The sequence below is a fragment of the Providencia sp. PROV267 genome (genome assembly GCF_028477825.1).
Lineage (GTDB): Bacteria > Pseudomonadota > Gammaproteobacteria > Enterobacterales > Enterobacteriaceae > Providencia > Providencia stuartii.
Genome location: NZ_JAMPLX010000005.1, coordinates 282802 through 304507, shown reverse-complemented (window position 1 = coordinate 304507; position 21706 = coordinate 282802). Strand labels below are relative to the sequence as shown.

17 protein-coding genes and 1 pseudogene are annotated in these 21706 nt (G+C 40.0%); 11 read left to right on the top strand and 7 right to left on the bottom strand.

The window, feature by feature from the left end; all coding sequences use genetic code 11:
* Positions 1-7 precede the first annotated feature (7 nt).
* Complete coding sequence (locus tag PR709_RS04545) at positions 8-343, bottom strand: cupredoxin domain-containing protein (protein WP_014656601.1); 336 nt, start codon at positions 341-343, stop codon at positions 8-10.
* Between the two features lie 226 nt (positions 344-569).
* Positions 570-1127, bottom strand: a complete 558-nt coding sequence (locus PR709_RS04540; RefSeq protein ID WP_014656600.1) for an iron transporter — start codon at positions 1125-1127, stop codon at positions 570-572.
* Positions 1128-1391: 264 nt separating this feature from the next.
* Between PR709_RS04540 and PR709_RS04535 the strand changes: the two genes are divergently transcribed.
* Complete coding sequence (locus PR709_RS04535) at positions 1392-2321, top strand: DUF7916 family protein (protein ID WP_004922707.1); 930 nt, start codon at positions 1392-1394, stop codon at positions 2319-2321.
* 102 nt (positions 2322-2423) lie between these two features.
* On the opposite strand, the gene PR709_RS04530 is transcribed toward PR709_RS04535, so the two are convergent.
* Positions 2424-3401: a hypothetical protein gene (locus tag PR709_RS04530; protein WP_272570756.1), complete on the bottom strand. Its 978-nt coding sequence runs from the start codon at positions 3399-3401 to the stop codon at positions 2424-2426.
* 238 nt (positions 3402-3639) lie between these two features.
* Between PR709_RS04530 and rimO the strand changes: the two genes are divergently transcribed.
* Positions 3640-4974, top strand: coding sequence for a 30S ribosomal protein S12 methylthiotransferase RimO (rimO, locus tag PR709_RS04525; RefSeq protein WP_272570755.1), 1335 nt, complete (start codon positions 3640-3642; stop codon positions 4972-4974).
* A 721-nt stretch (positions 4975-5695) separates the two neighbouring features.
* Positions 5696-5833: pseudogene (locus PR709_RS04520) on the top strand (helix-turn-helix domain-containing protein); the annotation flags it as partial.
* Between the two features lie 188 nt (positions 5834-6021).
* On the opposite strand, the gene dhaM reads toward PR709_RS04520, so the two are convergent.
* Both dhaM and PR709_RS04510 read right to left on the bottom strand, forming a co-directional pair.
* On the bottom strand, positions 6022-7455 hold the full coding sequence (gene dhaM, locus PR709_RS04515; protein ID WP_272570753.1) for a dihydroxyacetone kinase phosphoryl donor subunit DhaM: 1434 nt from the start codon (positions 7453-7455) through the stop codon (positions 6022-6024).
* A gap of 701 nt (positions 7456-8156) precedes the next feature.
* Positions 8157-8786 carry a response regulator transcription factor gene (locus PR709_RS04510; RefSeq protein WP_014656595.1) on the bottom strand — a complete coding sequence of 210 codons (630 nt, stop codon included), beginning with the start codon at positions 8784-8786 and terminating at the stop codon, positions 8157-8159.
* Between the two features lie 488 nt (positions 8787-9274).
* Here PR709_RS04510 and PR709_RS04505 point away from each other — a divergent pair, with 488 nt between their 5' ends.
* The gene (locus PR709_RS04505) at positions 9275-10270 is read left to right on the top strand and encodes a LacI family DNA-binding transcriptional regulator (RefSeq protein WP_036941349.1); all 996 of its coding nucleotides are present in this window, start codon (positions 9275-9277) and stop codon (positions 10268-10270) included.
* Positions 10271-10309: 39 nt separating this feature from the next.
* On the opposite strand, the gene PR709_RS04500 is transcribed toward PR709_RS04505, so the two are convergent.
* Positions 10310-11764 carry a glycoside hydrolase family 32 protein gene (locus PR709_RS04500; RefSeq protein ID WP_272570751.1) on the bottom strand — a complete coding sequence of 485 codons (1455 nt, stop codon included), beginning with the start codon at positions 11762-11764 and terminating at the stop codon, positions 10310-10312.
* A gap of 231 nt (positions 11765-11995) precedes the next feature.
* On the opposite strand from PR709_RS04500, the gene PR709_RS04495 reads away from it, so the two are divergent.
* The 3 genes from PR709_RS04495 (at position 11996) to purT (ending at position 15267) form a co-directional block, all read left to right on the top strand.
* The gene (locus PR709_RS04495; RefSeq protein ID WP_272570749.1) at positions 11996-12940 is read left to right on the top strand and encodes an aminoimidazole riboside kinase; all 945 of its coding nucleotides are present in this window, start codon (positions 11996-11998) and stop codon (positions 12938-12940) included.
* Between the two features lie 112 nt (positions 12941-13052).
* Positions 13053-13970, top strand: a complete 918-nt coding sequence (gene rarD, locus PR709_RS04490; RefSeq protein WP_004922670.1) for an EamA family transporter RarD — start codon at positions 13053-13055, stop codon at positions 13968-13970.
* Positions 13971-14088: 118 nt separating this feature from the next.
* Positions 14089-15267, top strand: coding sequence for a formate-dependent phosphoribosylglycinamide formyltransferase (gene purT / locus PR709_RS04485; protein ID WP_004922667.1), 1179 nt, complete (start codon positions 14089-14091; stop codon positions 15265-15267).
* A 45-nt stretch (positions 15268-15312) separates the two neighbouring features.
* On the opposite strand, the gene PR709_RS04480 is transcribed toward purT, so the two are convergent.
* Positions 15313-16920 carry a GMC family oxidoreductase gene (locus tag PR709_RS04480; protein ID WP_102780741.1) on the bottom strand — a complete coding sequence of 536 codons (1608 nt, stop codon included), beginning with the start codon at positions 16918-16920 and terminating at the stop codon, positions 15313-15315.
* Positions 16921-17273: 353 nt separating this feature from the next.
* Between PR709_RS04480 and PR709_RS04475 the strand changes: the two genes are divergently transcribed.
* From PR709_RS04475 to yjiA, 4 genes are all read left to right on the top strand, one after another.
* A complete protein-coding gene (locus tag PR709_RS04475) occupies positions 17274-17750 on the top strand; it encodes a WG repeat-containing protein (protein WP_014656592.1) in 477 nt (158 codons plus the stop codon).
* A 381-nt stretch (positions 17751-18131) separates the two neighbouring features.
* The gene (locus tag PR709_RS04470) at positions 18132-20285 is read left to right on the top strand and encodes a carbon starvation CstA family protein (protein ID WP_004922657.1); all 2154 of its coding nucleotides are present in this window, start codon (positions 18132-18134) and stop codon (positions 20283-20285) included.
* A 70-nt stretch (positions 20286-20355) separates the two neighbouring features.
* Complete coding sequence (locus PR709_RS04465; RefSeq protein ID WP_004922653.1) at positions 20356-20559, top strand: YbdD/YjiX family protein; 204 nt, start codon at positions 20356-20358, stop codon at positions 20557-20559.
* Positions 20560-20582: 23 nt separating this feature from the next.
* A complete protein-coding gene (yjiA, locus tag PR709_RS04460) occupies positions 20583-21557 on the top strand; it encodes a GTPase (RefSeq protein ID WP_014656591.1) in 975 nt (324 codons plus the stop codon).
* Positions 21558-21706 lie beyond the last annotated feature (149 nt).

Here is a 21706-nt window from a genome sequence, read left to right as displayed (position 1 = left end):
TATCCTACTACTTCGCTATGATCTCACCTTTTGGGTGAGACAGGTGAAAATCATCAAAAAAGGTGTAACTTCCTGGTTTTAGAGGTGCAATGACGACAACAGAGCTAGCCCCCGGAGCGAGCACTTTTTCTTTGCGTAATTGGGTGCTTTCAAACTCTGCAGGTTCAGTGCCTGTATTGGTGATTTTGATCCGAATAATAGTTTTTGCAGGAACCTCAAGGACTCGTGGGATCAAGTCACCATTTTTCATTTCGAGTTCGACGGTAAATTTTTCTGCTGCGAAAACCGTATTCGGTATTAGCACTGAAAAAAGAAGCAGAGTAAGGCTTAGTAGTGTTCTCATCTTCATTTAGCTCAACAAAAGTGACCTTTAATAAAAGTAAAAGGGCTATTCGCAGCAATTAAGCAGCGGCTAGCCCTTAAACCCTATACACTCGCGATATTCAAGTTTAAATAACAGCGATATTAGTGATGCTGATGCGCACAGTTCATAAAGGTTTGTATGATCCTTGTGATACATTCATTTCACTTAGCTGCATCCCGAATGATTTAGAGTATTGATTCGTAGGTTAGTAGCTGCCTTTACGGCCGACGCCCGCATAGTCAAACTCCCATGAAACTTCGAAAGGTTTGAACCAAGGAGCAACGCCTGTTTCTTTATCGATATGACGACCAAAGGCAACTTGTTTGTTGTAGGATGGTGGATAAATTTTGTAGGTTACCTTGTATTTACCATTACCATCTAACTTGATGTTTTCGCCATAGTGAGGCCCATCACTTGCGACCATTGGCATGAAAGTACCCGTTTGGGTTTGGGGTTTGTCACCAAGTTTAGTTACTGTGTATTCGATGCTGAGATATGGGATCCAATCACCTTCAGCAAAACCATTCGGATTATCTTCAACCGCATGAATATCTGCTTCTAAATGGATATCTGCTTTATCGGCTGGAAGGTGGGACATTGCATGTTGTCCTTCTTCGGTATCCATTGTGATAGGCTGTAGATAAACACCTTGGATTTCCATTCCATTTTTAATGACGGGCTGGCCTAAAGGGTATTCTTGAGCAAAAGCAGCCACAGAGAATAGAGCTAAACCCGAAACAGCAGCTTGATAAGCGAGTTTCATCATTTTGTCCTTACCATTATTTTATTATAGGAAGCGCAATGATAATCATTATTATTACTGCTGTTCAAGTTAAAGTTTAAGCTGAAAATTTCATTTAACGCCAAATACATGAAAAGTTTTAAAAAAATAATTACAGTAAGAAAGTTATTATTCTTTAAAAAATATCTTGTTATATCGAATATAATCAGCTTATTGATTTTATGTCACGATGAATTGAACAGAGTTTGTTTATTATCACCCCACGAATATATAAAGGTGTAAAGTATGCAAAAACGTTATCTTGATTGTACGGCTTCTGAAATACTGCATATGAATAAAAAGGCATTATTAGAAGCGATTAAAGGAAGTGAAGGGCGCCTAGTGGTTTCTGAGACTATTGGCACTATTCAACCTGTTTTAATGAATGTGACAAATGCTGAACTTGCAGCGAGTCAAGGTGCTGACATTTTACTATTAAACATTTTTGATGTGGATAATCCCGTTGTTCAAGGGCTTCCTGATAATACACCTCAAACAGAGATCATCCGCACGTTAAAACGCCTTACTGGCCGAGCTATCGGCGTGAATCTAGAGCCTGTTCCCGCAGGTTTTAATAATCCTCATCAAGATGCGCAGTGGAAAATATCTGAAGGGCGATTAGCTACGGTAAAAAATGCCATCAAATTAAAAGAGATGGGAGTGGATATTATTGTATTAACGGGAAATCCAGGCAATGGCGTCACCAATCATGAAATTAATTTAAGCCTAAAAGAGCTTAAAGCGGCTGTGGGTGAAAATATTATCTTGGTCACGGGCAAAATGCATGCTGCGGGGGTGTTAAATGAATCTGCTGAGCAGTTAATTACCGAGACGGATATTCGTAGTTTTATTGATAGCGGTGCAGATGTGATTTTATTACCAGCCCCTGGAACGGTGCCGGGGATCTCAGCCGAATTTGTGCAAAAAATGGTGGCTTATTGTCATTCACAAGGGGTATTAACGATGACGGCAATTGGGACATCGCAAGAAGGGGCGGATATACAAACCATTCGCCAAATTGCGCTGATGTGTAAAATGGCAGGAACAGATCTGCATCATATCGGCGATTCGGGCTATAACGGTATTGCATTACCAGAGAATATTTTAAATTATGGCATTGTGATCCGAGGTGTTCGGCATACTTATTCACGTATTGCTCGTTCAATAAATCGTTAGTGTTTTTTAAGCCGAGAGTTGATAGGGAATAGCTTTCGGCTTTGTGGTTTATATTCGTTTCATTAGGTAGACCAAATGAGGAAAGTGCGACAGCTAAGGTGATTATTTATTAACGTTATCGGTATCGGTATCGGTATCGGTATTGGTATAGCTAATATTGTTTACAGTTTCTGGATAAAGCCAACTCATAAATAAAGTCAATCCAATAAATATCGGGATAACTGAAGCTAATAACAAACCTAAAGCCCATGAAAATGGTAGGTTTATGGACAAAAATGTCCATAATATAAAGGAAAGACCTAAAATTATGATTGAGATAATAATGGCCTCTATATTTTCTACCCTTCTCTTTGATGGTGCAAATTCAAAGGTTTTTGGGTTTACATCGAGTTTAGTAAATACACTTTGATTGATTTTTATATCAGGAGTTCTCGCAAGTCCTTTAAGGACCGCCTTGAGCATCCACTTCCTTTTTTCTATTGGAGAGAAAAGTGAATAGTTAAGCCAGTTTTCGAGGGGTAATTTATATTCTTTACGCTCATTTGAGGCATTTTTATATTGAAAAACAAGATAGTCAGGCCGATTTCTACCGCTTGTTTTAATATGCACAATATACTCAGAGCAAATAGTTTCCCAGAGTATTTCAATGTTCCCGTTTGGATATAGGGTATTAATAATACGAAATCCGTCGTTATCTACAGAAAAATAACCAACAGTTTTACTTAATCGTTTTAGTAGAGCATAAAATGAAACTAATAGTATGGCCTCAATAGTAATAAAAAGTAACTTTCCCAAGATAACTTCCCATAAAATGAGAGAAGTAAATGCATATAGCAATGCAAAAAATAGCCATAAAAAATAAATAACTGCTTGATTACCATGGCCAATTACGGGTTCTATAGGGCGTTTTAGTTCATTTGGTAATGGGTAAATTATCGTTTCGAAGATAACATAAGGGTTATTGTTGTTACTGATACTATTGTCGTTACTCATGCTATCTATACTGAAAGTATTGCTGTTGTAGCTATGGTTATTTCTACGTCTGTTGCTTTTCTTATTCTTGCTCTTATTTTTCTTCATATTTTAACGAACAGTATTTAGCATCAACTCTTTTTAATGGAATCGAAGAGGGTAACATAAGTCAAATTTGATAGCTAATAAATAACGATGTATTAATAATGTCTATTTTATAGCGGTAAAATCCTTAAGAGGTAAATGGCTTAATCTAATCAATGTTCATAGCTAAAAATTTGTACAATTTTTACTATACTTCAGGTAAAATCCAGCCCATTTTTTAAAACAATAAAAGAAGTGAGTTATGTCGCAAAATACTAATCCGGTGCCAAAAATTGGTTTTGTTTCACTTGGCTGCCCAAAAAATCTTGTCGATTCAGAACGTATCTTGACTGAACTACGCACAGATGGCTATCAAGTTGTACCAAGTTATGATGATGCTGATTTGGTCATTGTGAATACTTGTGGCTTTATTGATAGTGCCGTTCAAGAGTCTCTTGAAGCGATTGGTGAAGCATTAAATGAAAATGGCAAAGTGATTGTGACAGGGTGTCTTGGGGCTAAAGAAAACCAAATCCGCGAAGTACACCCAAAAGTACTCGAAATTACAGGCCCTCATAGTTATGAGCAAGTACTCAATCATGTTCATCATTATGTGCCAAAACCAGAACATGATCCTTTTTTGAGCTTAGTTCCTGAGCAAGGTGTTAAATTAACGCCAAAACATTATGCCTATTTGAAGATATCGGAAGGTTGTAATCACCGTTGTACATTCTGCATTATTCCATCCATGCGTGGTGACTTAGATAGTCGCGCCATTGGGGATGTACTAAATGAAGCAAAACGCTTAGTTGAATCAGGTGTTAAAGAGCTACTGGTGATCTCACAAGATACTTCCGCTTATGGTGTTGATGTCAAACATCGTACAGGCTTTTGGGAAGGTAAACCCGTTAAAACCAGTATGGTTGGCTTATGTGAGCAATTAGCGTCACTTGGTGTGTGGGTTCGCTTACATTATGTCTACCCATATCCACATGTTGATGAGGTAATCCCATTGATGGCGGAAGGGAAAGTTCTTCCTTATTTGGATATTCCATTGCAGCATGCTAGCCCAAAAATTCTAAAACTCATGAAACGCCCAGGTGCGGTCGAAAGAACACTTGAGCGTATTAAACGCTGGCGTGAAATTTGCCCTGAATTAACTTTACGCTCTACTTTTATTGTGGGCTTCCCAGGGGAAACGGAAGAAGATTTCCAAATGTTACTCGACTTCTTACAAGAAGCGCGCCTTGATCGCGTTGGCTGCTTTAAATATAGTCCAGTTGAAGGCGCGAAAGCGAACGAGCTAGCCGATCAGGTTCCTGAAGAAGTTAAAGAGGAGCGCTATCATCGTTTTATGCAGTTGCAACAACAAATTTCAACAGAAAGGTTGCAAGAAAAAATTGGGCGCAAATTGTCTGTTATCATTGATGAAGTCGATGATGAAGGTGCAATTGGTCGTAGTATGGCGGATGCCCCAGAAATTGATGGTATGGTTTATTTAAATGGTGAATTTGACGTGAAGCCAGGTGACATTGTTAATGTGCTGATTGAGCATGCTGATGAGTATGATCTCTGGGGTTCTATTGTCTCTGAATAACCACCAAGTGAAAAGATAATAGACAAAAGCCTGCTCAATAATTGAACGAGCAGGCTTTTTTTAGTCGCATTATTAGTATCTAATTTCGATATAATCAATGTTATTGTCCTAGATCAAAGGATAAAAAACTATTCATGTATTATTTGATTTGTGATATTAAAATTTCATGAAAAATTGACATAATTTGAGAATGACTTACGGATGTATAAGGATGGCTATGTCTATTGATTTATCATCTCCAGTAATTTCTCCCAGATCAAAAGAAGTGGCAAAGGCGATTTCTTCAGAGTTGTTAATTCATTTTGCCAGTCTTGCTATCGAAAACGGATTGGCTCCTATCAATGATATGACTATCGATGCTTCACTCATTGAGCCTAATGGAAAAACGTTGTGGTTAAGTGAGATGCTGACAGCACCATTGGCTATTACCAACGTATTATCAAATTGTACAACTCAGGAAGCGTTATTTAGCTTATTTACTCATCCTGTTAAGTTACAGGGAACCTTTTATTATCTCGCCCCTATTTATTGTGAAAATAGAGCATTAATTGCCATCGTTGCGTTTGCTTCTCAAACGGTTGACAGCACTATTCTACTTGCCTTAGCAAACGCTGTTGGTCGTGAAATCAGTGAGAAAATAAAGCGTCACTTATGTTTGCAAGAGTTGGTTTTTGAAAAACATCAACCTACAGAGCGCCGAGAGCTGAGTATTCAGGAAGTCGAAAAAGCGGCAATTATCGAAGCGGCAAGGCTTTGTGGTGGAAAGGTCCAAGAGATGCATCAAGTCTTGAATATGGGGAGAACAACGCTTTGGCGAAAACTAAAGCAATACGACATTAATATTAAGGAATATAAGTAACTAACTCAAAGCGGCCTCATTATGCATGAAAAACAATGAGCAAAAAATGGTTGTAATTGATGGTTATCATCAAGAGATATAAAAGCCTTTCGAGTCGTTACACAAACCGCCGTATATTTTTACGGCGGCCTATGTTGAATCTATCAGAAATTGTCAGTGGTGGTAGTTGAAGCTCACCGTTTCACTATTTATGACGCCACTATTAATGAGCGAGTCTCAATAGATAATTGTAATTTTGTTTGTTCAGCTATTTGGTGAATGTTGTCGCCAAGATCCGTTAATATCGGTAGCCCCATTTTTGCCGCAATAATACAGGTATGGGAATAAGGGGAACCATTTGCCAGAGCAACACCCACTACGTTTGTGTTTCTGTAGCGAAGTAGTTCAGAGGGGCCTAAGTTACCGCTTAAAATAATCGTAGGCTCGGTGAAAGCACATGATGGCTGTGCGACAGATGATATTGACATAAGTAACTGATTTTTTAAGTCTTCAATATCAATAAATCGAGCTTGTAAATACTCATCGTCTAGTTGCTGATACTGTTTTGACATATTGTTGAATATGTTGGAAATCGCGTCATAGGCAGTATTGCGTTCATTTTCGATGCTTTGTGTGATTGATTCTACAAGTTCATCATCTTCTAATAATAAGCGATGTCCTCGAAAAATATTGGCAATCTCTTCACCATATTGTTCGCTCAGTGTATTAGCGAGAGAATCTAAGTGCGTTTTTAACTGTTCAATTGCTTTGGTGGCCCTACGGGTTTCGTTTTCACTTGTTTGATAAGACGAAATGCAAGGTTCAGTGTTTGGAGTGTGGTGATGAGCTAACCCTGCTACGGTTGGTACATAGACCGTTTTCCCTACAAAGGTTTTGCTGTCCGTTGTTGCGATGTTATCTCCAAAATTGTGTTGGGCAAGCTGATTAAAAGCATCGATGGCATTTTGGCTATCTACTCCTTCTGCAACCAAAGTAATTTTGTCACCTTGACGCACTTGTAATAACGCAATTTGGTTCATGCTTTTCGCATCCGCGCGTTTTTCACCATGACGTAATTCTAGTGTGGCTGTAAAACCAGAAAGCAACGTTGCTAATTTTGCCGCTGGGCGGATATGTAGGCCCGAAGGATTTTTGACCACCCATTGGGTTGTTAATGCCTGCTCTGAAAAATGAGTATGTTTGTCTTTTTCATTCTCAGTGGTAGTGACGGTGTCATTTAGCTGTTGCTGTTTTGCCTGTAAAGCTTGTTGAGCTTCATTTAATATTTCATCAATTGAAGCTCCACCCGATGCGGCGGCCGTAATCGCTATGGCGCCTTCCACTAAAGGGGCGCTACATAAATGAACCTTTTCTGCCAAATCTGGATCGATGAGATCAAGTGCCGTTTCTGCACTGAGTAGTGCACTGCCTAAGTCCATTAATAAAATGATATGCTCGGCATCGGATAAACTTTCGATTGCCTCCATCACTTTTACCGCATCTGTGCCGATAGGGTGAGTTTCATCATCAACACCTGCCGCGGTGATGATGTGACACTTTTGTTTGTTTTGCATTTGCGCTGCAAGTTGATGCAACCCATCAGCGAGCAATTTACTATGAGAAACAATAATGAGACCAATCATATCCTTCTCCTTTACCAAAGTGTGGCGTTCAATCGTATCGTTTGATAATAGGGAATTTTACGGCAAAAAGAGAGCGCCTCGGCTGTTATTGAGCAATAAAAGTGCAAAATATTAGCGGAAGCGCAAATAAACCAGCCAATGCTCATGGATGTTTGCTGTGTGGCAAGGATCGAGACTTAAAAACGTTTGCTCCCTTTTCCTGAAATTTTCATGGTGTCAGCTTACTGATACAAAAATTAAAGAAAAATGAAGTAACGGCATTATTATTGACTAATCATTGATACTTGGATGTCAGTTTTGAACCGTTTTTTTTAGATTAAGAGCATTTTTAGAGAATAGGATTTAACGGGGAGTAACTTAAATTTAAAAGAAAAGTTGAGTGCACCTAGGCGGTTATTTATATGAAAGAGGGAGATAAGTGAAATAACTTAAAACTAATATGCGAAATTATTTCACGGTGAAAATAATAATTCACTTAAGTAACATTAACGATATCGGCGAAGGAGGCTGACACACTGCAAGTTTACATGTGGCAGCCCAGAACATTAACTAATCTAGCCATGAAAATGGCCTATAGCAATTAAAACTGTAAAAACCTTAATATTCAAAATAAAAATATATTAATGGTTAAATTTTTTAATTAATTAAAGCTAAATAGCTAAATTAATATTATCGACAATGTGCATTGATAATCAATGATGTCATAAATTTCTAGAGTAAGTATTTATATATTCATACTCTTGTATTAATTGCGGTAACGATTTTATGCCGAGTTTTGTATAAATATTTGAGCGATGAACTTCAACCGTTCTTGGTGAAAGTGCTAATTTTTCAGCAGTTTCCTTACTCGTGTTACCTTCTAGGATCATATCCATGATCTCTTTTTCTCGATTGGAAAGACGATCAAATTTATCTGCTAATTTATTGTATTTCTTGAGCTCAGAATGCTCATTAGCAAACAATTCCATAGCATGGCTGACAGCATGCGCGATATCCGAATCTTTAAATGGAAATGAAAAGAAATCAAATGCGCCGGATTTGAAACTTTCACGGCAAAGCTCTACAGATGGCTTTTCTGATAGGATAATAAAAGGGATGATACCTAATGAACCATTGATATTATTCAATCTGCCAATATGATTATTTTCACTGTTTAGGAATATTAATACACACTCTTTTGCTCCTTCTTCTTGAGGGTACGTATAATTACTTGTAAATAAATCTTCATCATTATAGAACTTAAAATTGAAACCAAAAGATTCCATCATTAGTTTCAGTTTATTCTTAATGACATTATCATTTTCTATGATTACGTGAATGGTGTTATTCATCACCATACTCCTGTTACACTGATTTGATATTCATATAAAATTTGAAAAATACGTTGAGCCAGATTGCTACGTAAGCTAATGGTAATATTTTCTTGCTAATTTTTTAGATTTATTATTAATGTATTTACGGACCTTTAACGACCTTAATTTATATTATATTTCGCGACTAGGTAAATTTAATATAAAAGTAGGGTTAATGGTTAACGTTTGTGTCATTAAGTAAAAAATAATAAATATCTTACTATATGGTAAGTAGAAACACGTATACTTTGTTTATCTCACTATATATTTTAGATATATTATAAAATTTTTTTATGTAATGGAATGATAATATCGTAAAATAGTAGTCATAAAAAGCTCTAATACTAGATTTAGTATAGTTTCATTTGTAATAATCACAAATATATTTAATCACTCCTGTAGGTGATTTTTATCCTTATCATGTTAGAATTTTCATTCGTTATTATATGGCTGAGTGAAAACACGTAATGGCTTCTTTAAAAGATGTGGCTCGACTTGCTAATGTTTCATTGATGACAGTCTCAAGAGCCATCAATAACCCTGAGCTTCTGAAACCTGATACCCTAAAACAGGTGCAGCAAGCCATTCAAACACTTAACTATGTTCCTGATTTTTCCGCTCGAAAAATTCGTGGGAAGGGGTCGAAAATATCCACGGTTGGTGTACTTGCGCTTGATACGGCTACAACACCTTACTCAGTTGAAATTATTCTTTCAATAGAACAGACCGCAAGGCAGTTTGGTTGGAGTAGTTTTGTGGTCAATATCACATCAAATGATGATAATGAGCGTGCTGTACGACAATTATTGTCGCAGCGGCCGGATGGTATCATTTATACAACAATGGGGCTAAGAGAAGTATCTATACCAGAAGGGCTACATACTTATCCTCTTGTATTGGCAAACTGTATTGACCCACAGCAGAATTTTCCTGCCTATATCCCTGATGATTACCACGGGCAGTATCATGCAATGTGCAAACTGATTGAAAAAGGTTATCGACGCCCTTTGTGTTTGTATATTCCAAAAGAAACATTAGCAGGACAGACCCGTAGAGAAGCGGTTGAATCTTCATGGAAGTCGGCTGGATTACCACAAGAGGCATTAAAACAATATCACTTAGCGCTTGGTGATGAACATTATCTGGATGTGATCGACCTTATTAATAGGCATTGTGAAAGTGGTAAACCTGATTTTGATGTTGTGGTATGTGGTAATGATCGTATCGCTTTTTTAGCGTATCAGGTTTTGCTGAGCAAAGGGCTGCGTATACCTAAAGATGTTGCCGTATTGGGGTATGACAATATGATTGCGGTTGGGGAGCTGTTTTATCCACCATTGAGTACGGTTGTGCTGCCTCACTATCAGTTAGGGCAGGAGGCAGCATTACATATTATTGAACAACGAAAAATTGAAGGTACACAGTATGTTTCTTGTGACCTTCTGGAGCGCTCATCAATTTAATGAAAGGATCACGGTTTATTCGCGATCCTTAAAAAGTGGTTATTCGACCGCTTTATGCAGTGGCCATAATGTCGCCTTTATTAATTTGGCTTTCTGGTTTATGGCAAATAAAGTTAAAGCTCGCTCCCCTTCTTGCGGATAAATTCGGCTGGTAAAACACATTTCCCCCTCATTGATAAAAACTTCAATGCTAGATTTATCAATAAAAGCACGCATTTTGAGATACTGGGTTTGTGGTAACGGCGCACAGCGGTAATCACTAATAACATATTCTGGATAGTGGCGGGTGAGCATTAAGGTTTGTGTCTGCCCATCAATGAAGAATTGAGCACCATTGCCAATCCAAAAACCGAATTTTTCAGCCGGGCTATTCTGTAAATCCCAAATTAATTCAATTTCACAGGCTTTGGCATCATCATACATTTTAATCACACTATTTTTTTCTAACACACAAGGTGTGATCTCAATAGCTTCTTGCCGTAACGATGCCAGTTCTTTAATTGGGGTTACCTGTATTTTACCTTGGTTGTTCAAGGTTAGCTCTCTTGGGATGGTAAAGCAGCCTGACCAACCGTGAGGTTTTGATGGCATATGGCTTTCCCACATATCCATCCAAGCAATCGCTATACGCCGTCCATCTTTAGATAAGAAAGTTTGCGGCGCATAAAAGTCATGACCAAAATCGATTTCGGTAAAATGGTGAGTTATTTCATAAGGCTGTTGCGGTGACCAATGACCCACAAGATAGCCATTTTGGAAACGGTTTCGATACTGATGACCCGATGGTTTTTTGCCTTGAGGGGAAAATAATGTGACAAACTGTTCGCCTAAAGGGAAAAAATCAGGGCATTCCCACATATAAACATTTTTATCTTCTGTTTTAGCCAAAACTTGGTATTCACTAGGCCAATTAAGTAGATCCTCTGTGCTAAAGAGGAGAATTTGCCCCTGATTTAAATGGTCTCTTGCACCAACGACCATCCACCAACGGGAATCTTGATACCAAACTTTTGGGTCACGGAAGTGCATATAACCTTCAGGTGGAGGGATAAGGACACCTTTTTTCTCAAAATGTATGCCATCTTCACTCACTGCAAGGCACTGCGCTTGATAGATCTCGCTGTCATCCCCTTCATCGGATAACCAAATATGACCGGTGTAAAATAAGTATAGTTTTCCATGATGACTGACCGCAGAGCCTGAAAAACAACCGTCGCGATCATAGTCATTACCCGGTGCGAGGGCGATAGGTTGATGTGACCAGTGGAGCATATCTTGACTCGTAGCATGCCCCCAATGCATTGGTCCCCAATCTGAACTGTAGGGATGATGTTGGTAAAAAGCATGGTATAGACCATTATGATAAACAAGCCCATTTGGATCATTTAACCAACCCGCATAAGAGGCAAGATGATATTCAGGATAAAATTGCTTGTTTAGAGATTGTCTCGCTGTTTCAAGCGCTATCGATGCTTGTTCAATACGTTGTTTCATCATAGCTCCTTTACGTGTACCGATTGTTTATCAGTGCTTATTGTTAAAAAGATTAGGTAATGCACATTGATCCATAAATAGGATGAGGCGATATAACACGTGCGTTAATATTGTCTTTTATTTATACTCTAAGCTTTAAATGTTAACGTTAACAATCTGGGTTTTCCAGTACTAATTTGTGTTAATGTAATAATTGTATGTCGAGTCATTCAATCTTCGAATGGGGTGAATATGAAAGTTTGGTCTTTAGGTGATGCGGTCGTTGATTTAATTCCTCTGCACAGTATGCAATATGAAGCCTGTGCTGGTGGGGCTCCTGTGAATGTCGCTGCTGGTGTTGCAAAATTAGGGATACCAAGTGGTTTTATTGGGCGCGTAGGCGAAGATGCTTTTGGTCATTTTATGCAAAAGACGTTATTTGATATCGGTGTTGATACTAGCACGATGGAATTTGATGAGCGGTATCGCACGAGTACGGTGTTAGTGTCTTTACATGAAAACGGTGAACGTGAGTTTTCCTTTTTAGTTTCACCTTCGGCAGATCAATTTCTCAGTAACAAAAATTTACCGCGTTTTGAAAAAGATATACTGCATTTTTGTTCGTTAGCGCTTGTTCATCCAGTTTGCCGCGCATCATTAAATGAAGCAATTGATAAAATTCAGCAAGCGGGGGGATTACTCAGTTTTGATATTAATATTCGACCTCAAATGTGGTCGGATCCTATTGAAATGCATACCAAGGTCGATGAATTTGCTTATCAGGCAGACATACTGAAACTCTCGGAAGATGAGTTATTGTGGCTTGTTGAGGAGGTGACATTGGATAGGGCAATAGAGAAACTCAAGAATTATCCTGCCCGTTTGAAAGTTGTCACTCAGGGAGCGAAGGGCTGCTTGGTATTAACCCATACTCATCAAATCGGCATTAGCGCATATCGTGTCGAAAGTGTTGATACGACGGGGGCTGGTGATGCTTTTATGGCTGGATTGCTTGCGGCCATCGCCCAATTTGGAGTGAGTGATAATGATGACGATTTAATGAAAGTCATTACACAAGCAACAGCTTGTGGTGCATTAGCGACAACACGTAAAGGGGCAATCAGTGCAGCGCCATCCCAGCAAGAGCTAACGGCATTTATTCACCAGCAACCACCATTACATATTCGCGAACGTTGAGAAGGGCTTTACGGATGTGAATAGTGATGTTAATTAATTCAAATTGATAAATAAAAGTGTATGATATTTATAGTGAAATTTTATTTAAGAAAACATCAATTTTGGGTTAATTATGTTACTGAGATCAGGGGTAGCATTGGCTATCTTTTCTTATATTTTATGGGGGATCACACCGCTTTTTTACCGTTTGTTGCCCGGCGCTGAACCTTTAGAGCTACTCGCCCAACGTGTAATTTGGTCGATCCCCTTTTTATTAGCCATTCGCTTACTGATTAAAAATAAAACGCTTTGGCAACAAGTATGGGCAGATAAACGCTCAATTATTTTATGTTTGTTTAGTTCATCTATTATGGCGATATCATGGGGGGCATTCACTTATGCATTAACCCATGGGCAAGTACTTGCTGCCAGCCTAGGTTATTTTATTAATCCACTGTTTTCTATTTTACTTGGGGTCGTATTTTTACATGAACGGCTAGTTTTAGCCGAGAAAATGGCGGTATTGCTGATTTTTTCCGGTGTCTGTTTCCAAATCTGGCAGTATGGTGAATTGCCTCTACTTGCCCTTGTGATGGGAAGTGCTTTTGCCGTCTATGGTTTGATCCGCAAATTTATTCGTTTTGATGTTATCACTTCCCTTTTTGTTGAGGCGATGTGGCTATTGCCTGTCGCCATTGGGATCACATGGTGGCTATCCGCTAATGGCACGAGTGCTGTCGAGGCGGGGGATTGGCAAATCAAGCTGCTGTATATGCTTGCGGCTCCGGTGACAATTATTCCATTACTGTTTTTCACTGCGGCGATAAAACGCACAACATTAACCGTAATAGGACTTGCCCAATATATTGAACCAACGATCCAATTCTTATTAGCTGTATTCTTATTTAATGAACTATTTGATTGGGTGAAAGGGGTTAGTTTCTCATTGATTTGGTTAGGATTACTGTGCTGTATTATTGCCTTGCTGCATAAGCGCTACAACGAATATCACAAACGTGTCCCTTATGTAACAGGTCGTGATAAGCGTTAGTAATGCTAAGCGAATATTGCGATAAATGAAGTGAAATACGATCTCTTATGGTTTAAGCAAACGATTGCGTATATAATCTTGTCCATGAAATCAGCTTTTTTATACAAGGTTATCCATCATGAATAAATTAGGTACAGCGCTTTGTCCTTCTGCAACAAAAGTGATGCTGCTCGGTTCAGGAGAGCTCGGGAAAGAAGTGGCGATTGAGTGCCAGCGTTTGGGCATTGAAGTTATTGCGGTTGATCGTTATGACCATGCGCCCGCCATGCATGTTGCTCACCGTAGTTATACCGTTAACATGCTAGATGGAGAGGCAATTCGCCAACTTGTTGAGAAAGAAAAACCTGATTTTATCGTGCCGGAAATTGAAGCGATTGCGACCAAGACCTTAGTGGAATTGGAGCAACAAGGGCAAAAAGTGGTGCCTTCTGCTAATGCGGTTTATTTAACCATGAATCGTGAAGGGATCCGCCGGCTTGCGGCAGAAGAATTAGGCTTACCGACCTCAGATTATCGTTTTGTTGAGACTGAAGCGGATTTTGTGACCGCAGCTAAAGAGATTGGCTTCCCTTGTATAGTCAAACCAGTAATGAGCTCTTCGGGTAAAGGCCAAAGTGTTATGCGCGGCGAACAGGATCTCAAAGCAGCATGGCACTATTCGCAAGAAGGTGGACGTACTGGTCAGGGGCGTGTGATCGTTGAAAAAATGATCCATTTTGATTTTGAAATCACGATGCTCACCATTAATGCCGTTGATGGTATTCATTTTTGTGCGCCTATTGGGCACCGCCAAGAAAAAGGGGATTATCGAGAATCATGGCAACCACAACAAATGAGTGAAAAGGCATTGGAAAATGCACAAGCGGCCGCTGCCAAAATTGTGACTGCATTAGGTGGGTATGGCTTATTTGGTGTGGAACTATTTGTATGTGGTGATGAGATCATTTTTAATGAAGTTTCGCCTCGGCCTCATGATACAGGTATGGTGACCTTAATTTCACAAAACTTATCTGAATTTGCCCTTCATGTGCGTGCTTTCTTGGGGCTACCTATCGGGGCAATCCGTCAATATGGGCCAAGTGCATCGGCGGTGATCCTTCCTGAATTGTCTAGTCGTGATGTTGTTTTTTCGGGGTTAGGGCAAGCGTTAGATTCGGATATTCAATTACGCTTATTTGGTAAACCTGAAATTGCCGGAACCCGCCGCTTAGGTGTTGCCTTGGCGATTGCGGATTCTATCGATCATGCGTTAAATAAGGCGAAGAAGGCAGCGGCAACCATAACCGTGAATGGGTAATGGCATTATTATCGCCCACTTAGGGTGAGTGGGCGATCATTGGCGTTAATGGTTATCCTGTATCACCATTGCCGCGCCACGCTCGGCAATCATGATTGTTGGAGCGTTGGTGTTACCACTTGGGATTTCTGGCATCACAGAGCAATCAATGACACGAAGTTGCTTAATGCCATGCACACGTAAGCGTAAATCGGTCACGGAAGTTGCTGTGTCTTTTCCCATACGACAACTGCCGACAGGGTGGTAGACGGTTTTACAAAAGTTACGTACAAACTCCTCTAATGCTGCCTCATCATGTTGAACCTGTGCTGGCGGCATTAATGTCTCTTTACTAACCGCTTGTAGTGCCTCCGACCCAAGTACTTTTAACCCAAATTTGACAGCACGTTTGCAGCCTTCCATATCTTCCGGTGCGGCTAAATAGTTGGCATGAATTTTTAGTGGCGCTTGTGGATCTTTGCTACGCAAGAGTAATTCACCGCGCGACTTAGGTTGTAAATAGCCCACTTTTAATGTGAAACCATGTGTCGCGGGCAGTGGCTCGCCGGGAACATCATCCCAGCTATCAAGTATGGGTAAAAAGTGAATTTGTACGTCGGGGCGACCTTGACCACAGCTATCAATAAATGCAGCACCTTCAAGTACGTTTGATGCTAATAATCCACTACGAAAAGCTAACCACTGAAAGCCATGTTTTATAGCATGGATACCTTTGTCAGCGCCAAAGAGGCTAATAGGATCTTTGGTTGTGACATTAATGGACATATGAAGATGATCATGGAAGTTTTTACCGACAGGAAGGTCAGCGACCGTTTCAATCCCTAATGATGAGAGGTGATCTTTAGGACCGATACCTGAGAGCATGAGTAATTTCGCGGAGCCCATCGCGCCGGCACAAATGATCACCTCTTTTTGGGCGAAAACATCGGCTTCACCACCATTTTTATCCTGATAGCTTACCCCAACAGCGACACCATCACGGATAATAATACGGTTAACTTGTTTATTAAGCTTTACTGTAAGTTTATCGCTTTGTGCGACACTCTTAAGATAAGTTTTTGAAGTGCTTGCTCTTTCGCCATTTTTCGTTGTTGTTTGATAAAAACTGACTCCTTGTTGGCTTTCACCATTAAGGTCATTAACATAAGGAAGCCCTTGCTCTTGTGCGGCTCGGATAAAAGCCATAGAAAGAGGGTGCCGATAACGGTTTTCACTGACAGGAAGCAGCCCTGCGGTACCATGATAGCTATCAGATAAACTTTCATTTTGTTCGGCTTTCTTAAACCAAGGTAGGACATCTTGGTAGCTCCAGCCATCACAGCCATAGATTTGCGCCCAATTATCGTAATCCTGTTTTTGGCCTCGAATATAAATCATGCCATTCACAGAACTGCTGCCTCCGAGAACTTTACCTTGTGCTATCTGCATCTTGCGATTATTTGCATGTGGTTCAGGTTCCGTTTCGTAGGGCCAGCTTTTTTGGGCAATAATTTTAGCTACCCCAGCTGGCATACGAATATACAGATGATTATCACTTCCTCCGGCTTCAATCAAAAGAACGCGTGACTGGGTTTCTTTAATAAGCCGTGCGGCAAGCACGCAGCCAGCCGAACCTGCTCCTACAATGATGTAATCATAGTTTTCATTATTCATACAGTTATTCCCCTGATCAAAGTAGCGTTGCTATAACAATTTATTTTCATGTTATTAACAATAACTCTTTATCTTATTAAGGTGTGAATAATGTGTTGTTTATGTGAAGAGTATCAAAATGAAAGTTGTGTGTTTTTTTCTCGGTGTTTTAGTATTTTATTGTTTTTAAAGGATAAAAAAATCTAATTTATTAAGGTTTTTTGGGGTTTTCTTATTATTAATAAGTAAATGAGCTAATTAACTGATTGTTTTTTATTAGAGTATTTGCTGATTTTCGCTGTATTCTTAGTTTGAATATTAGTGGCATCCGCTATATTGCATTAATACAACTGATTGGGGTGAGGAAGTCGAAAATGAAGCAAGGTTTGATTGGGCTGTTATGCGTATTACCGAGCATGTTATTTGCTGATTCACTACATGAGCAATTTGCACAATTGATAGAAGCACCAGAAAAAACATTAAATTGCTTTGAAGCCGACTCTGCATATCGCTTTTGTTTAAAAAATCTCCCTAATCAAGGAATAGTTGTGGTCGACCAACAGGGCAATGAAGCCTATCGACCTTATTATTTTGATAATTGGCCTGATGAGCCTAAAAATGGGCTTTATCGTATCCGCCAAGGTGACAAAATTGGTTTTGCTGAGGCAAAAACAGGCAAGGTCGTGATTGAAGCAAACTATGATTGCGCCTACCCTTTTGAGAATGGGAAAGCCCATGTAGGAATAGGTTGCCAACGGGAAACGGATGGTGAGCATAGCTGGTGGGTTGGTGGCCATTGGGTATGGATTGATCTGCAAGGAAATAGGATAACCGCTCATCCTGCATCGTGAGATTTACGACTATTCGAGTTTTATTTAACAAACCATTTCATTTATACCATTTCCATTAATATGATTAACTTATTGATAATCAACTGTTATTGTTAAGTTAATCACACTTTTTTCGTCTTTGCCATTTCGATAAAACCATTCGCAGTGAAAAACTGACCGCTTAATTTTGTATGCAACCGCTCGCACTGACTTTAGACATTCGCCAATAGATATTTTCTACCATAGAGACCATGGCAGAGCTCAAATTTTTTCTTATTGCACGGTGATAACGACTGCCAAAAAGAGACTTAGTAATGATAAAGAACGGTTCTTTGAATCGATTTGTTATTGATAAGTCAATAAAACATAAGAGAAGTTCGTTTTACCTCAGAAGGGTGTTTTATGAACAAAAATGGTATTTTAAAGCACATTCCTTGGATGATCCTTGGGATTATCGGTGCGATTTGTCTAGGTGTGGTTGCACTTAGACGCGGAGAACACATCAGTGCGCTGTGGATTGTTGTGGCTTCTGTGGCGGTTTATCTCATTGCTTATCGTTATTACAGTTTGTATATCGCGAAAAAAGTGATGAAGCTCGATGAAACGCGAGCGACACCCGCGGTCATTAATAATGATGGCTTGAACTATGTTCCTACAAATAGAAACGTTCTATTCGGTCACCACTTTGCTGCAATCGCAGGTGCAGGGCCACTTGTAGGGCCTGTCTTAGCAGCACAAGTCGGTTACTTACCAGGCACCTTATGGTTATTGGCTGGGGTGGTACTGGCTGGTGCAGTACAGGACTTTATGGTGCTATTTATCTCTTCTCGCCGTAATGGTGCATCATTAGGGGAAATCGTTAAAGAAGAGCTTGGCCCTATTCCGGGAACCATTGCGCTTTTCGGCTGTTTCCTCATCATGATCATTATCCTTGCAGTATTAGCGTTGATCGTAGTTAAGGCACTAGCAGAAAGTCCATGGGGCGTGTTTACGGTATGTTCAACAGTACCGATTGCGCTGTTTATGGGAATCTATATGCGCTATATCCGACCCGGACGAGTGGGGGAAGTTTCGGTCATTGGTATTGTGTTACTGATCTTGTCGATTTGGTTCGGTGGTGTTATCGCTCATGACCCATATTGGGGTCCTGCACTGACCTTTAAAGACACTACAATTACTTATGTTTTAGTTGGTTATGCGTTTATCTCTGCATTATTACCTGTTTGGCTGATTCTGGCGCCTCGCGACTATCTCGCTACCTTCTTAAAAATCGGTGTGATTGTCGGTTTAGCGATTGGGATTGTGATTTTAAATCCTGAGCTAAAAATGCCAGCGGTCACTCAGTTCGTTGATGGCAGTGGCCCAGTTTGGAAAGGCACGCTGTTCCCATTCTTATTTATTACGATTGCTTGTGGTGCCGTATCGGGTTTCCATGCCTTAATTTCGTCAGGGACAACGCCTAAGTTGTTGGCTAACGAAAAAGATGCTCGCTATATCGGCTATGGTGCGATGTTAATGGAATCGTTTGTCGCGATCATGGCGCTAGTTGCAGCTTCAATTATTGAACCTGGCCTCTATTTTGCGATGAATACTCCACCAGCCGCTTTAGGTATCACTATGCCGAATCTGCATGAGCTTGGTGGTGCTGACGGTGCGGCAATCCTAGCACAACTGAAAGATGTTACGGCACATGCTGCGGCAACCGTCAGTTCATGGGGCTTTGTGATTTCACCTGAGCAAATTATGCAAACGGCAAAAGATATCGGAGAGCCTTCCGTATTGAACCGTGCAGGGGGAGCACCGACGTTAGCGGTAGGTATCGCGTATGTATTCCATGAAATCATACCTGCTGCTGATATGGGCTTCTGGTATCACTTTGGTATCCTATTCGAAGCACTGTTTATCTTAACTGCATTGGATGCAGGAACGCGCTCAGGTCGTTTTATGTTACAAGACTTATTGGGTAACTTTGTACCTGTGCTGAAAAAAACCGATTCACTGTTGGCTGGGATTATTGGTACAGCCGGATGCGTTGGTTTATGGGGATATTTATTGTACCAAGGCGTGGTTGACCCACTGGGCGGCGTGAAGAGCCTATGGCCTCTGTTTGGTATTTCGAACCAGATGCTGGCGGCAGTTGCCTTGGTGCTCAGCACCGTAGTCTTAATTAAGATGAAACGCAGTAAATATATCTATGTCACTGTGTTACCAGCGGTTTGGTTATTGATTTGTACAACTTGGGCATTAGGTTTGAAACTGTTTAGTGATAACCCTCAACTCGAAGGTTTCCTCTATTTAGCTAAGTCTTATAAAGAGAAAATTGCGGCGGGTGGTGCTGACTTAACGGCTCAGCAAATCACTGACATGAATCACATTATTATCAATAACTACACAAACGCAGGGTTAAGTATCCTATTCCTAGTTGTTGTCTACGGTATTATTTTCTATGGTATCAGAACAGCGATGAAGGCGTATAAAAACCCAGAGCGTACCGATGCTGAAACACCTTATGTACCGGTGCCTAAAGAGGGCGTGAAAACCTCATCTTCACACTAATCTTTAGTGTATAAAATGGTGCCCTGCATTGTGAGTAAACATGATGTAGGGCATCTGTATTGGAGAGCATATGTTTGGAAATTTAGGCAAAACAGGTAAGTACTTAGGGCAGGCTGCACGTATGTTGATAGGCATTCCTGACTATGATACCTATGTACAGCACATGAAAGATAATCATCCAGACAAACCGATTATGACTTATAAAGAGTTTTTTCGTGAGCGCCAAGATGCGCGCTATGGTGGAAGCGGTAAAGGTGGATTTCGCTGCTGTTAATTAATGACGTCATGAGGAATACAATGAAACCAATCTCTGTCACGATTTTGACCGGTTTTCTCGGTGCGGGCAAAACCACCTTACTACGCCATATTCTTCAAGCAGATCATGGGCATAAAATCGCAGTCATCGAAAATGAATTTGGTGAAGTGCCAATTGATAATGCCTTAATTGGTGATCGTGCGACACAAATAACGACATTGAGTAATGGCTGTATTTGTTGTAGCCGCTCTAATGAGTTGGAAAATGCTTTGCTCGATTTACTTGATGGGTTAGATAGTGGGAAACTCGACTTTGATCGCTTAGTGATTGAGTGCACAGGAATGGCAGATCCCGGTCCTATCACTCAAACTTTTTTTTCTCATGAAGTGCTTTGTGAACGTTATTTATTGGATGGCATTATTACATTGGTGGATGCGGTTCATGCAAATAAGCAACTTGATGATTTTGCGATAGCGCAGGCACAAATTGGCTATGCTGATCGGATCTTATTAACGAAAACGGATGTTCAGCCTGAGCATGAAAGCTTAATTGAACGCTTACAGCGCATCAATGCACGGGCACCCATCTATCCCGTGACCCATGGTGAGATTGACCTCGATTTACTGTTTAATATTCAAGGTTTTTTACTCGATTCACAACTGAAAGTGAATCAACCCACTTTCCGCTTTACCCCTAAACAGCACAATGAAGTGAATTCTATCGTTGTTGAATTTGATTACCCTGTTGAGTTAATGGCGGTCTCTGATGTTATGGAGTCTCTACTGCTAGGATTTGCGGATAATTTATTGCGTTATAAAGGGATTTTATCAATCAAAAACGAGCCGAAAAGGCTACTATTCCAAGGGGTTCAACGCTTATATAGTGCTGATTGGGATAGCGATTGGGCAGAGAATGAGCCGCGTCACAGTGTTTTGGTGTTTATTGGGATTAATTTACCAGAAAATGAAATACGCCAAAAATTCGCACAACTCCAGACGAATAATGAAGAGCTATAAACATATCGATAACCCCTTTCCTGACTGCTAAGGGAAGGGGCGATAATAAACATACGAATCTTAACTTAACATCATAGCTTTTCATTGGTTCCGATATTAACTTAACCAAAATTAAATGGGTTAAATTTCTTGTCTCATAGGAACGGTAC